Origin of the sequence: Neorhizobium vignae (assembly GCF_000732195.1) — a bacterium.
Taxonomy (GTDB): Bacteria; Pseudomonadota; Alphaproteobacteria; order Rhizobiales; family Rhizobiaceae; genus Neorhizobium; species Neorhizobium vignae.
This window is the reverse complement of record NZ_JNNU01000009.1, coordinates 127602-139525: the sequence shown is the minus strand read 5'-3', so window position 1 is coordinate 139525 and position 11924 is coordinate 127602. Positions and strand designations below refer to the sequence as shown.

13 protein-coding genes are annotated in these 11924 nt (G+C 62.5%); 5 read left to right on the top strand and 8 right to left on the bottom strand.

Annotated elements, in window-relative coordinates:
* Positions 1 to 3 precede the first annotated feature (3 nt).
* Together GQ59_RS17095 and GQ59_RS17090 are read right to left on the bottom strand one after the other, a co-directional pair.
* Positions 4 to 639: a TetR family transcriptional regulator gene (locus GQ59_RS17095; RefSeq protein WP_037083426.1), complete on the bottom strand. Its 636-nt coding sequence runs from the start codon at positions 637 to 639 to the stop codon at positions 4 to 6.
* A 68-nt stretch (positions 640 to 707) separates the two neighbouring features.
* Positions 708 to 1025 carry a hypothetical protein gene (locus GQ59_RS17090; protein WP_037083424.1) on the bottom strand — a complete coding sequence of 106 codons (318 nt, stop codon included), beginning with the start codon at positions 1023 to 1025 and terminating at the stop codon, positions 708 to 710.
* Positions 1026 to 1211: 186 nt separating this feature from the next.
* Between GQ59_RS17090 and GQ59_RS17085 the strand changes: the two genes are divergently transcribed.
* The gene (locus GQ59_RS17085; protein WP_037083419.1) at positions 1212 to 1826 is read left to right on the top strand and encodes a DUF922 domain-containing Zn-dependent protease; all 615 of its coding nucleotides are present in this window, start codon (positions 1212 to 1214) and stop codon (positions 1824 to 1826) included.
* A 69-nt stretch (positions 1827 to 1895) separates the two neighbouring features.
* Here GQ59_RS17085 and GQ59_RS17080 read toward each other — a convergent pair whose 3' ends face one another.
* On the bottom strand, positions 1896 to 2801 hold the full coding sequence (locus GQ59_RS17080) for a DMT family transporter (RefSeq protein ID WP_037083417.1): 906 nt from the start codon (positions 2799 to 2801) through the stop codon (positions 1896 to 1898).
* An 87-nt stretch (positions 2802 to 2888) separates the two neighbouring features.
* Between GQ59_RS17080 and GQ59_RS17075 the strand changes: the two genes are divergently transcribed.
* Complete coding sequence (locus tag GQ59_RS17075) at positions 2889 to 3818, top strand: LysR family transcriptional regulator (protein ID WP_037083415.1); 930 nt, start codon at positions 2889 to 2891, stop codon at positions 3816 to 3818.
* Between the two features lie 69 nt (positions 3819 to 3887).
* Positions 3888 to 4205 carry a hypothetical protein gene (locus tag GQ59_RS17070; protein ID WP_037083414.1) on the top strand — a complete coding sequence of 106 codons (318 nt, stop codon included), beginning with the start codon at positions 3888 to 3890 and terminating at the stop codon, positions 4203 to 4205.
* 47 nt (positions 4206 to 4252) lie between these two features.
* On the opposite strand, the gene GQ59_RS17065 is transcribed toward GQ59_RS17070, so the two are convergent.
* From GQ59_RS17065 to GQ59_RS17045, 5 genes are all read right to left on the bottom strand, one after another.
* A complete protein-coding gene (locus tag GQ59_RS17065) occupies positions 4253 to 5137 on the bottom strand; it encodes a polysaccharide deacetylase family protein (protein WP_037083413.1) in 885 nt (294 codons plus the stop codon).
* An 18-nt stretch (positions 5138 to 5155) separates the two neighbouring features.
* Positions 5156 to 6871: an ABC transporter ATP-binding protein gene (locus GQ59_RS17060; protein WP_037083412.1), complete on the bottom strand. Its 1716-nt coding sequence runs from the start codon at positions 6869 to 6871 to the stop codon at positions 5156 to 5158.
* Positions 6868 to 7743 (bottom strand): ABC transporter permease, encoded by an 876-nt coding sequence (locus tag GQ59_RS17055; protein ID WP_037083410.1) that lies wholly within the window; start codon positions 7741 to 7743, stop codon positions 6868 to 6870. The genes GQ59_RS17060 and GQ59_RS17055 overlap by 4 nt, the downstream gene beginning before the upstream one ends.
* On the bottom strand, positions 7743 to 8714 hold the full coding sequence (locus tag GQ59_RS17050) for an ABC transporter permease (protein WP_037083407.1): 972 nt from the start codon (positions 8712 to 8714) through the stop codon (positions 7743 to 7745). Before GQ59_RS17050 ends, GQ59_RS17055 begins: the two co-directional genes overlap by 1 nt.
* Positions 8715 to 8791: 77 nt before the next feature.
* On the bottom strand, positions 8792 to 9493 hold the full coding sequence (locus tag GQ59_RS17045) for a creatininase family protein (protein ID WP_037083406.1): 702 nt from the start codon (positions 9491 to 9493) through the stop codon (positions 8792 to 8794).
* A 195-nt stretch (positions 9494 to 9688) separates the two neighbouring features.
* Here GQ59_RS17045 and GQ59_RS17040 point away from each other — a divergent pair, with 195 nt between their 5' ends.
* Both GQ59_RS17040 and GQ59_RS17035 read left to right on the top strand, forming a co-directional pair.
* Positions 9689 to 10255 carry a MarR family winged helix-turn-helix transcriptional regulator gene (locus GQ59_RS17040; RefSeq protein WP_244447987.1) on the top strand — a complete coding sequence of 189 codons (567 nt, stop codon included), beginning with the start codon at positions 9689 to 9691 and terminating at the stop codon, positions 10253 to 10255.
* The gene (locus tag GQ59_RS17035) at positions 10252 to 11844 is read left to right on the top strand and encodes an ABC transporter substrate-binding protein (protein WP_037083405.1); all 1593 of its coding nucleotides are present in this window, start codon (positions 10252 to 10254) and stop codon (positions 11842 to 11844) included. The genes GQ59_RS17040 and GQ59_RS17035 overlap by 4 nt, the downstream gene beginning before the upstream one ends.
* The last annotated feature ends 80 nt before the right edge of the window (positions 11845 to 11924 follow it).

Here is an 11924-nt window from a genome sequence, read left to right as displayed (position 1 = left end):
GGTTCAGCGACGGAACATCGGCGCGATCACCTCGACCATGCGGGCGATGACGATGTCCGGATCGTCGAGGTCGATGCTGTAATTGGTCAACACTTCCGTACGTGACCGCGAGCGGGTGACCTGCGAGCGGATGCCGAGCGCACAATTGAGCCGCCAGCCGATATCAACGTCGTCGAGCCAGGGCGCTATCCGCTTCAGATGCGGGACGAAAGCCCGATGATGTTCGACGTTGTCGATGATGCGGCGGTAATGCGGCGCGCGCTCCCGGTGGGTCTTCGCCATCGAGGTGAAATGCGACAGGACCGGATAGCTGGAGGTCGGGTCGAGGCTCCAGCGGATCGACGGGCCGACCAGGGCGGCGATGACTTCATCGAGATCCGGTGGTTCAGGCGCCCGGCGATCGGCGGCTTTGCGCAGCAGGCTCAGCCGCTCGGCATTGAGCCGCCGGTAGACCCGCTCGGCGACGGCTGCCACCAGTTCTTCCTGGGAGCCGAAATGGTAGCTGATGGCCGACGGCGTCGCATGCGCTTCGATGGCGATCCGCCGTGCGGTCAGATCCTCCAGAGCCTCGGCTTCGCAAAGCAGATGCTCGCAGGCATCCATGAGCCTCATGGCTGTGAGATTGGTGCGGCCGTGCATGAACTCACCCTCGATGAGGGCAGCCTAGACCGCTTCTGTGTAGGGTGGATGACAGTGCGGGAAAACGCCTAGGCCACATCTGTGCGGGCCGTTTCCTTGTCGAGCGGGCGGGCGAAAGGTGCTGGCCAATTGTCCCTTTCGTCATCGCCATCCTGGCCATCGCGAAACTCGTCCATGCGGTGCTTGATGGCCAGCGCATAGATCGTATCGAGGATGTTCCGGTCACGCAGGTGGGGATCGGTGAGGCCGAGCAGCGCGGCCCGAACGATCTTCCTGCTCGATGTTTTCGGGCAGCGTTTGTTGACGAATTTGAACAATGCGTCGTCCGTGAGGCCATCCATCGCGCCGTCGACCAATGCCTCGTAAACCTTTCGTTTTTCTCCCATTACACTTCCCCGCACTCAATCAAAATGACTATGTCATATAACTGTCATCATTCATCTTGGGGGAAATATGGCAAGGGCCTGGAACAAAACTTATGAGGGATAGCGTTCACTGGACATGTGTGACGAATTGAAATGGCGCTGTGGCATCTCTAGTTTCGCCGCGGCAACGGGATTGGGAGAAAAAGAGTGAGGATAGGTGCGGGAATTCTCGGGGCGGCGCTCTGCCTTGGGGTGGTGCCTCTCGAGGCGTCGGCGCAGAGCCAGTGGCAGCCGGTCGAGCAGATCCAGACCTATTCCATCACGGGTGACTCCGGGGTCGATCTCTACGCTTCCATCGGCGAGCGTGGCCCGAAGATCGGCAAGGAGGTGCGCGCCATCGCCCATACCAATTTCAAGCTGACCTGGACCCGTGATTACCGGCCGCAGCCGGACGGCGCCTGTACGCTGGTTTCGGCGCGGCCGAAGCTGATCATCACCTATACGCTTCCCAAGCCGGCCTCGGCGCTTTCCCCCGAACTCAAGAGGAAATGGGATACCTTCTTTACCGGCGTCCACAAGCACGAACTGGTCCACGGCGTCATCATCACCGACATGGTGAAGGAGATCGAGCGGGTAAGCGTGGGGCTCAGCGTCACCGACGATCCGAAATGCGTAAAGATCAGGACCGAACTGACCGCCAAACTCGGCGAGATTTCGAAGGCCCAGCAAAAACGCAGCAGCGACTATGACCGGATGGAGATGGGCGAGGGTGGCAATGTCCACCAGCTTATCCTGCAGCTGGTGAACGGCCCCGCCAGATAGGCCGCCGCATAGATTGATTCATCAGTTGGCTGGAAGCTTTTGCTTTTTCTGATGAATTCAACGGTTGCACTATCTCTTGCGCATCACGTTGACGAAGAGCACGCCGACGATCGCCATGACACCGCCGATCGCGCCGATCAGGGTCGGCACTTCGCCGAGCCAGAGGAAGCCGATCAGGGTGGCGGTCGGAGGAACGCCGTAAAGGAAATTGGCGGCCCGGGCGGCAGACAGCCGCTTCAAGGCGATCGCCCAGGTGACGTAGCCGATCGCGGTCGGGAAGAGCACCAGATAGGCGATGCCCCAGTTGACGTCCGCCGGAGCGGCGGCAAGCGCCTGAAGAGTGGATGGGACGGCCGGCAGGAGCGGGATGGAGCCGATCAGCATCAGCCAGGCGGTGACGGCCAAGGCGGGCATGCGGCCGAGGATCGGCTTCTGCAGCACACTTGCAATCGCCGAGCAGAGGGCCGCGCCGAGGATGAGGATCGCGTTCGGATCGAGATCGAAGCCATCCTCGCCGGAGGCCGCAATCAGAGCCACGCCGGCAAAGGAGATCGCCGTTCCGACCCAGCCCCAGCGGCCGAACCGCTCACTGAGCACGAACGTGGCGATAAGGGCGGTGAAGACCGGCATGGTGTTGATGATGAAGCTGGCCGGGCCGGCCGCGACGGTTCGCTCGCCCATGTTGAGAAGAACGGCATAGGCCGCGATGAAGAGTACGGCTGCCGCGACGAGGCGAAGGACATCGCCCCTGGCCGGAAGGGCTGGCCGGACAGCGGCCAGATAGACGACCGCAATCAGGGCGGCAGGAACATAACGTGCCGTGGCAAGCTCGATCGGGGTCAGCGGCCCGAGCGCGATGCGGATCACGGCGAAGGACGAGGCCCAGACAACGATTGTCACCAGGATCGCCAGGAACGCGATCACATCAAATCCCTGTCTCTCGTCTGTTGCAGTACTCATGGCGACCGTGCTCATCTCTTTCTCCCTCGAAGCGTGGAAGCCAGGATTTAGCTCCACGCATCCGTGCTTGAAAAGCACCGCGATCGATGATCATATGTGCCTATGGTTCACAGCTCGCAGACTTTACCACCGCTCGACACGCTCGAGACTTTCGCTCGCGCGGCGCGTCTCGGATCGTTTTCCGCAGCGGCGGAAGAGGGCGGCGTCACCCATGGCGCGGTCTCCCGGCAGATATCCCGGCTGGAGCGCTGGATGGGCGTCCGCCTCTTCGCACGCGAGGCCCGCGGTGTGACGCTGACACCGGAAGGCATACGGTTTTTTGCTCGCGCGGAAGAGGCCTTGGCACTGCTCGTCGATACGGACGAGCGGTGGCTGCCGCGCCGCAACAAGACGGTCGTCCGGCTTTCGGTGACGCCATCGGTCGCCTCGCTCTGGCTGTTTTCGCGCCTGTCGAAACTGGAGGCCGCTGACATTCATCTGGAACTGATCCTCGAACATCGGCTGGCGGATTTCAGCGAGGGGATTGACCTCGCGATCCGCTGCGGCAAGGGACCCTGGGCCGGCGTGCGCAGCCTGCCGCTGTGGCAGGAGAAGCTCGTGCCGATCGCGGCGCCTGCCATCGCCGAACGTCTGGCCGGGCGGTCGGATGCGAAATCCCTGCTGGAGATTCCTATTCTGCACGATTCGAACGTGGAGGCCTGGCGGCGCTGGCTGGCAGTGGAGGGCGTCGACTACGTACCGCGTGGGCAGGACCGGCGGTTCGAGGATTATAACCTGGTGATCGACGCCTGCGCGCAAGGGCTCGGCATCGCGCTCGCCCGGCCGCCGCTTGCGGACGCGGCGCTTGCCTCCGGCCGGGTCGTCGCCGTGTCGGGAAGGACCATCGATCACCATGTCGCCTTCCATCTGATCCGCCCGAACGACGCGATGAAGGCGTCCGGTGCCGAGTTCGCGCGGCGTTTCCTGCAGGAGGCGGGGCTCGACGAGGCGGCTATCGCCGCCTTCACCGCGCCGGGACGGGGCAAGGGTTAGCACCCTTCCTATTGGCAATCGCTCTGCCGGCTCTAGTTGCTCCGGAAAACAGGATCTGAGGAGCATTCCATGAGCACAAAGGCGACGATAGCAAGGATTTGGCGGGGGCGTACGCGCACCACAATTGCTGACGAATACGAGGCCTATCTGCTGGAGACGGGTATTCCGCCGCTCGTCAGAACCGCGCTTGCCGTCCAGCTTTTTCGCGAGGAACTTGGCGATGAAACGGAGTTCGTGACGACGTCCTATTGGCCCGACTTCGAGTCGATGGCGGCGTTTACCGGCGGTGATCCGAACAAGGTGCATCATCTCGACCGCGACCCGCATTACCTCGTTGAACTGCCCGAGCGGGTGGCGATCATGAAAATCCTGGTCGACCGGAGTTAGTCGTCCCTACCGTGCCCGATCCCACGATCGCCGATCAGTGGGAGGCCTCACGCACCGCCGTTGTCCCTGGCGAAGCGGGCGATATCCGCATGGGTGCCGAACCAGACGCCTTCGTGGCCCTGGATATGCCTGATCAGTTCCTCCAGCACGAAGATGCGCGAGCGGTAACCCGACACATGCGGATGCATGGTGAGCAGGAACAGTCCGCCTTCGATATAGGCGCGGTCGAATTCCCGCTTGAAGATGTCGAGCACCGAGGTCGGCGGCGTGTAGGGGCGGAGCGCCGTAAACCGGTTCATGTTGAAATAGACCGCGTCGTCGCGGATCCATTCGACCGGCAGTTCGACCATGCCGGTCGGCTCGCCGTCTTCGACCAGTTCATAAGGGTCGTCATCGGCCATCAGTGAGGAATCGTAGATGAGCCCGAGTTCGCGCTCGATCTTCAGGGTTTCATAGGAAAAATCCCAGGAAGGCGTGCGCATGCCGACCGGGCGGATGCCGGTGATCTTTTCGAGCGTATCGGCGGCGCGGAAATGCAGTTCCCGTTCCTTGTCGGCCGGAACCTTGGTGTTCACCTCGTGGATCCAGCCATGCAGGCCGATCTCGTGGCCTTCGGCGATGACGCGCCGCTGTTCGTCCGGATAGAGGAGGGCCGCGACGGCCGGAACGAAGAAGGTCGCCGGGACATCGGCATTCTTCAGCGTTTCTAGGATGCGCGGCACGCCTATGCGGTTGCCGTATTGCCCCTGGGACATGCGGCCGATCGATTCACCGCCGTCACGTAGTTCGTTGGTCTCATGGTCGCTGTCGAAGGAAAGGGCAACTGCGCAGCGGGCGCCATCCTTCCAGGCTTTCGGCTTCAGCGAGCGGCCGGCGCGCACCTTGTTGACCTTGCCGCGCCAGGTGGCCTCGTCCCATTCCCAGGGTTCCATGTCCCGTTCTCCCTTTTGTTATTCCGCCGCCTCGGGCAGCACAGGCACGGCCGCGAGCAGCCGCCTGGTATAATCATGCTGCGGGTCGGCGTAGATCGTCGACGCCACGCCTTCTTCGACGATCTTGCCGCGATACATGATCGCGACGCGGTCGCAGAGATGCCTGACCACCGACAGATCGTGGCTGATGAAGATCAGTGACAGGTCGAGTTCGGCACGCAGGCGGATCAGCAGGTTGATGATCTGCGCCTGGATCGAGACGTCGAGCGAGGCGACCGGCTCATCGCAGACAATCACATCCGGCTGCATGGCAAGCGCGCGAGCAATCGCGATGCGCTGGCGCTGGCCGCCGGAGAACTGGTGCGGGAAACGGTTGGCGAAGGTGGGGTCAAGCCCGACTGCCGCCAGCCATTCCTTGACATAGACGAGGGCTTCGGCCCGGCTCACGAGCTTGTGCGCGAGCGGACCTTCGGCGATGATGTCACCGATCCGCATGCGGCCGTTGAGCGAGGCGAACGGATCCTGGAAGATCGTCTGGATGCGTGTGGTGATTTTTCGCGCATTGCGGCCCTCGCTCATCACCGGTCTGCCGTTGAGGCGGATCGTACCCGAGGTCGGGACCGTGATGCCGGCCGCCATGCGGCCGAGCGTCGATTTTCCGGAGCCGGACTCGCCGACGAGGCCGAGCACTTCGCCGCGCTTTAGCGTGATCGTGACGCCGTCGACTGCCTGCACGACCGGCAGCGGCTGGGCAATGCCGGATTTGATCGCCAGGCTCCTGAAGAGGCCCGCCGGCTTCTCGAAGCGCTTCATGGCATTGTCGACGACGAGATACGGGCTGCCGAGCGGCGGCAGGTTCAATGTCGTGGACTTGCGCGGCGGCGGTGCCGCATCGGCAATGCCGCTGCCGCGCAGCAGCAATTGGCCGGGCTTGGCGCGCGAGGGCAGCGCGTCGAGCAGCGCCTTGGTGTAGTCGTGCTGCGGGCGGGTGAGCACGCCGAGCGCCGGGCCGATCTCGACGATCTTGCCGGACCGCATTACCGCGACCCGATCGGCCAGGGACGATACGACTGCGAGGTCATGGCTGATCCAGATCAGCGCGGTCCCGAGCTCGGCCACCAGCTCCTTCATCTCCGTGAGAATTTCCGCCTGGATCGACACGTCGAGGGCCGTCGTAGGCTCGTCGCAGATGATCAGCTTCGGCCGGTGCAGCAGGGCGATCGCGATCGCGACGCGCTGGCGCATGCCGCCGGAGAATTGATGCGGGAAGAAATCTACCTTGCGTTCCGGCTCGCTGATGCGGACCTGCGCCAGCGCCTTGATCGCTCTTTCGCGGGCATCGGCCGCGCTGATGTTTTCATGCGCTTCGAGCGCCAGCTTGATCTGGGTGCCGATGCTAAGCACCGGATTGAGCGTCATCATCGGGTCCTGGAAGACCATGGAAATGGTCTTGCCGCGGATGGCGCGCAATTCATGAGGCGGCAGGCCGATCAGTTCGCGGCCTTCGAGCCTGATCGAACCCTCGACGATGCGGCCGGGCTCGTCGATCAGGCCGATGATCGAGAAGCCGGTGATCGACTTGCCGGACCCGGATTCGCCGACGAGGCCGAGCACTTCGCCCGGCGCCAGCGAAAACGAGACGCCATCGACCGCCTTGATTTCGCCGCGGCCGCTCGGAAACCAGGTCTTGAGGTTGGTGACTTCGAGAAGCGGGGCACTCGTCGTTTCAGTCATCGGCGGAGCCTCGGATTGAGCTGGTCACGGATCTGGTCGCCGACGAGGTTGAGCGAGACGATGAACAGGATCAGCGCGACGCCGGGATAGATCGAGATCCAATAGCGACCGGAGAGCAGATATTGGAAGCCGTTGGCGATCAGCATGCCGAGCGACGGTTCGGTCGGCGGCAGGCCGACGCCCAGGAAGGAGAGGGTGGCTTCGAGCGAAATGGCGCTCGCCACCTGCACCGTGGCGACGACGATCAGCGGCGGCAGGGAGTTCGGCAGGATATGCTTCAGCACGACGCGCCAGGGCGACAGCGGGATGGAGAGCGCCGCCTCGACATAATCCTTCTGTCGTTCGGCCGATGCCGCGCCATGGGCGGTGCGGGCGAAATAGGCATATTGGGCGAAGATCAGCGCCATGATCAGCTGGTAACGCCCCTGGCCGAGAAGGGCTGCGATGACGAAGGCGAGCAGAATTGCCGGAAAGGACAGCTGCAGGTCGACGATGCGCATGGCGAGGCTTTCGAAACGGCCGCCGATATAGGCAGCCGAACAGCCGACCACCGCGCCGATCACGAAGGCGATGCCGCCGGCAATTACGCCCATCTGCAACGAGATGCGCAGGCCGTAGATGATCGCGGACAGCAGGTCGCGGCCTTGCGAGTCCGTGCCGAGCCAATGAGTGTAGCCGCCGGTGCCGACATAACCCGGCGCGCGTCGCGCATCGCGCAGCACTAGGCTGGTCAGGTCATACGGATCCTGCGGCGTGACCAGCGGCGCTATGATCGCGGTCAGCACGATCAGGAAAACGACGATCGCGGCACCTGTCGCGACCTTGTTGCGGAAGAATTCCTCTAGGAAACGGCCAAGCAGAGTATCGCGCATCAGGCACGTCCCTTTCGCAGGCGCGGATCGAGCAGCGCATAGGTTAAATCGACGATCAGGTTGATGACGATGAACAGGAGGGCGACGAGCATCAGGTAGGCGACCATGACCGGCCGGTCGAGCGAGGTGATGCTGTCGATGATCAGCTTGCCGAGGCCGGGCCAGGAAAAGATGGTTTCGGTGACGACCGCAAAGGCGAGCGTCGAGCCCAGTTCCAGGCCGAAGACGGTGACGAGCGGGATTGAGATCAGCCGCAGCACATGCCGGCTTAGCACCGTGAATTCCGACAGGCCGGCGGCGCGGGCGAATTTCACCGTGTCGCTCAGCATCAGTTCGCGGGTGCCGGCGCGGGCGAGCCGGATCATCAGCGAGAATTTGAAGAGTGCGAGGTTCAGAGCCGGCAGCACGAGATGCGCGAACCCGTCGCCGGTGAGGAAGCTGAAATCGACACCGAACAGGTTCACCGTCTCGCCGCGTCCGCCGGCCGGCATGCAGCCGCATTGAACGGCAAATACCATGATCAGCATCAGGCCGAACCAGAAGGTCGGCACCGAGAAGCCGAGGATCGAGATCGCCATGATGGCACGGGAAACCAGGCTGTGCGGCCGGTAGCCGGCGTACATGCCGATCGGGATGCCGACGAGGCTGGCAAATAGAACGGCTGCCAGCGTCAGTTCCAGGGTGGCCGGCAGGCGGGTGAGGATCAGCTCGCTGACCGGGATGCTATAGACGAGGGAGCGGCCGAAATCGCCTTCGACGATCCGGCCGAGAAAGGCGAAATATTGCCGCCATAGCGGCTGGTCGAGCCCGTATTGGGCAATCACCGCGGCACGGATGTCCTGCGTCGCATCCGGAGAGATCAGTACGTCGATGGGATTGCCGACGGCATAGACGCCGCAGAAGACGAGTGCCGACATCGCGATGACTACGATGGCCGCCTGCCACAGGCGTTGCAAGACGAAACCTAACATGTATTCCCCTGTTCTTGTCCCCAGGCCCGTCTTCTGCGGGTTCGGAGGGGTGAGGCGTCCCGAAGGATGTCTCGCCGTCAGTGCCAGTCGTTTTCGAGAAGGTCGCGGGTTTCCGCGACGGCCACCTCCCAGATCGCCAGCATGTCCTCGTCGGGTCGCTGATAGAGGCCGTGATAGTTGCCGTCGCCGAGCAGTGCTCGCTTGCGGGCTGCATCGACGCGGGCAAGGCCGGCGAAGTCTATCTTCGGCTTAGCACCGGTCGGCTGACGCTGGTCGGTGGTGCGGGTCCAAGGGAAGTTCTCCATCCAGGAGGCGTGCGAGGCGGCGGGATCGGTTTCCTGCACCTTCGCCCAGGTGTTGGGCGCCCGCCACCAGTCGTGGAATTTCACCGAGGCGTCCGGATAGGCATTCAGCCATTCGGAAATGACGGCAGTCGCCGGCGTGTTGCCGCCATGGCCGTTGACGATCAGGATGCGGCGGAAGCCGGAACGGTGGATGCTGTCCATCAGGTCGCGGATCACGCCGATATAGGTGGACAGCGTCAGCGTCAGCGTGCCTGGAAAGGTCGCAAACGACGAAGCGAGGCCGTAGGGCACGACCGGAAAAACCGGAATGCCGAGCGGCTCCGCCGCGTCGAGCGAGACCTTCTCCGCAAGGATCATGTCGGTCGCGAGGCTGAGATAGGCGTGCTGTTCGACGCTCCCGATGGGCAATATGCAGCGATCATCCTCGGCCGCCCGTTCCTCCACCTGCATCCAGTTCATGTCCGCGATCTTCATAAATTCCCACCTGCATCCGCGCCGCGCAAAAAATGATCAAAATCTCGCGCTTGCGCACAAAAAATGTGCCTTGACAGGCGCTGCGCCGATCAAGTGCAAGGTTCCATACGGAACTAAAAAAAGAGATTGACAGCCAAATAACCTACCGTCAAGTTCCATACGGAACAAAATCCGGGCGAGTTTCTGCGGGAGCTGATGGCGTTGGAATTGGAAATCTCATCCTTCGATGCGCTCCTCAGGCAGGGTGGCAAGGCCGCAGCCGGCAGTCACGGCGTCGACGATCTGGTCTCCGTGAAGCTGTGGCAGAACCCCTGCTGGCTTTCGTTCCGCATCAATTTCCTGGCGCTGCAGTTCAACGAGCCGATCTATCGCTGGATCGAGAAGGAGTACGGGCTCGCCCGGCCTGAATTCGTCGTTCTCTATTCGCTCGGCCTTTCGAACGGCCTGACGGCGAGCGCCATCAGCAGCTCCTCGGGTTTCCCGAAGAATACGATGAGCCGGGCGATCCAGAAGCTGATCGACAAGAACATCATCCGCCGCGAGATCGACGCGGCGGATCTTCGAAGCTTCGTCCTCTTCATCACGGACGAAGGAAAGCGCATCGTCGATCAAGCCATGCAGCCGATGGTGGAGCGCGAAAAGGTCATGCTGTCGGGGCTGACCCCTGCCGAAAAGCTGATGCTCTCCGAACTGCTGGCGAAAGTCGTCGTGGATTCACCCAACTGGCCTCCAATGATAAATATAGAGGAGAACGAAGAATGACGATTTTGAAGACATTCCGCACCGCGGCTCTCGCCGCCGTCCTGCTCGGCGGCGTTTCGGGTGCCGCCCTTGCTGCAGACCTGATGATCGGCGTGCGCGCCGGCCCGCTGTCGGTCGATCCACATTTCACCGCCGCCGGCACCCATGCCGAGGCGGTCAAGCATATCTATGACTCGCTGGTGAAATCCGGCAACAATCTCGAGCTCGAGCCGGGACTTGCGACCAGCTGGAAGGCCATCGACAACACGACCTGGGAGTTCAAGCTCCGTCCTGGCGTCAAATTCCATGACGGTTCGGATTTCACCGCCGAGGACGTAAAGTTCTCGATCGAGCGTATTCCGGCGGTGACCGGCCCGAACCCGACCACCATCTATGTCCGCCGCGTGCGCGGCATCGAGATCGTCGATCCGCTGACGATCCGCATCAAGACCGATGGTCCGGCACCGAACCTGCCGAACGATTTCATCCGCCTCTTCATCGTGTCGCACACGGCCGCCAAGGACTTTTCCGCCAATGCCGAGAAGGCGTCGGAAGGCTTCAATTCCGGCAAGGCGGCAATCGGCACCGGCCCCTACAAGTTCGTCTCCTGGACGCCGAAGGAACAGCTCGTCTTGCAGAAGTTCGACGGTTACTGGGGCGAAAAGGAGCCCTGGGACAAAGTCACCCGCAAGGAAATCCCCAATGATGCGGCCCGCGTCGCACAGCTGAAGGCCGGCCAGGTCGATCTGATCTCTCGCATTCCGGCCTCCGACGTGCCCACGCTCGAGAAGGACTCCAAGCTCACCGTCGTGCGCCAGGACAGCGTCTACCTCTTCAACATCGCCTTCGATTTCCGCGATAAGCCGCCGCAGGTCAGCGCCAAGGACGGTTCACCGCTGCCGAAGAACCCCTTCCAGGATCCCAAGGTGCGCGAAGCCTTCGATCTGGCGATCGACCGCGAAACGATCACCGAGATCGCCATGGAGGGCATGGGCAGCGTTCAGTCGCAGCTCGTGACGCCGAACATCTTCGGCTGGAACCCGGCCGTCAAATCCACGAAGGCCGATCCGGCAAAAGCCAAGAAGCTGCTTGCCGAAGCGGGTTATCCGAACGGCTTCAAGGTGACCTTCTCCTTCACCAACGACCGCCTGCCGGGCGACAAGGATGTCGGCACGACGATCGCCCAGATGCTGACCGCGGTCGGCATCCAGGCAGAGGCGAACGCCCAGCCGGGCGCGGTCTTCTTTCCGGCCAATACACGCGGCGACTACTCGATGACCATGTCGGGCTGGGGCACGCTGACGGGTGAATCGAACTACACGCTATCGTCGCTCGCCCACAGCAATGACCCGGCGACCAAGCTCGGTGCCTTCAACCTTCGCGGCTATGTTAACAAGACCATGGACAAGCTGATCGAGGACGCCGCCGTCGAGATGGACGCCAAGAAGCGCGAAAAATTCCTGATGGACGCCAATGCGCTGGTTTCGACCGACCGGCCCTATCTGGCGATCGCCTCGACCGTCTCGGCCTGGGGCATGAAGAAGGGCATCGCCATCGTTCCCCGTTCCGACGAGGACACGCTGGCGATGAACATTCGCCCGGCGAAATAAGGCCTCCCACCACGTGAGCAACCGGCCGGGCACCTTGCCCGGCCTTTTTTCTGAAAAGACCTCAAATTCAGACAGGGAGA

Bases quoted from the DNA above. Each gene is read 5' to 3' on its own strand.
- GQ59_RS17095 (WP_037083426.1), bottom strand. From the start codon at position 639: ATGCACGGCCGCACCAATCTCACAGCCATGAGGCTCATGGATGCCTGC.
- GQ59_RS17090 (WP_037083424.1), bottom strand. From the start codon at position 1,025: ATGGGAGAAAAACGAAAGGTTTACGAGGCATTGGTCGACGGCGCGATG.
- GQ59_RS17080 (WP_037083417.1), bottom strand. From the start codon at position 2,801: ATGAGCACGGTCGCCATGAGTACTGCAACAGACGAGAGACAGGGATTT.
- GQ59_RS17075 (WP_037083415.1), top strand. From the start codon at position 2,889: ATGGTTCACAGCTCGCAGACTTTACCACCGCTCGACACGCTCGAGACT.
- GQ59_RS17070 (WP_037083414.1), top strand. From the start codon at position 3,888: ATGAGCACAAAGGCGACGATAGCAAGGATTTGGCGGGGGCGTACGCGC.
- GQ59_RS17065 (WP_037083413.1), bottom strand. From the start codon at position 5,137: ATGGAACCCTGGGAATGGGACGAGGCCACCTGGCGCGGCAAGGTCAAC.
- GQ59_RS17060 (WP_037083412.1), bottom strand. From the start codon at position 6,871: ATGACTGAAACGACGAGTGCCCCGCTTCTCGAAGTCACCAACCTCAAG.
- GQ59_RS17055 (WP_037083410.1), bottom strand. From the start codon at position 7,743: ATGCGCGATACTCTGCTTGGCCGTTTCCTAGAGGAATTCTTCCGCAAC.
- GQ59_RS17050 (WP_037083407.1), bottom strand. From the start codon at position 8,714: ATGTTAGGTTTCGTCTTGCAACGCCTGTGGCAGGCGGCCATCGTAGTC.
- GQ59_RS17045 (WP_037083406.1), bottom strand. From the start codon at position 9,493: ATGAAGATCGCGGACATGAACTGGATGCAGGTGGAGGAACGGGCGGCC.
- GQ59_RS17040 (WP_244447987.1), top strand. From the start codon at position 9,689: ATGGCGTTGGAATTGGAAATCTCATCCTTCGATGCGCTCCTCAGGCAG.
- GQ59_RS17035 (WP_037083405.1), top strand. From the start codon at position 10,252: ATGACGATTTTGAAGACATTCCGCACCGCGGCTCTCGCCGCCGTCCTG.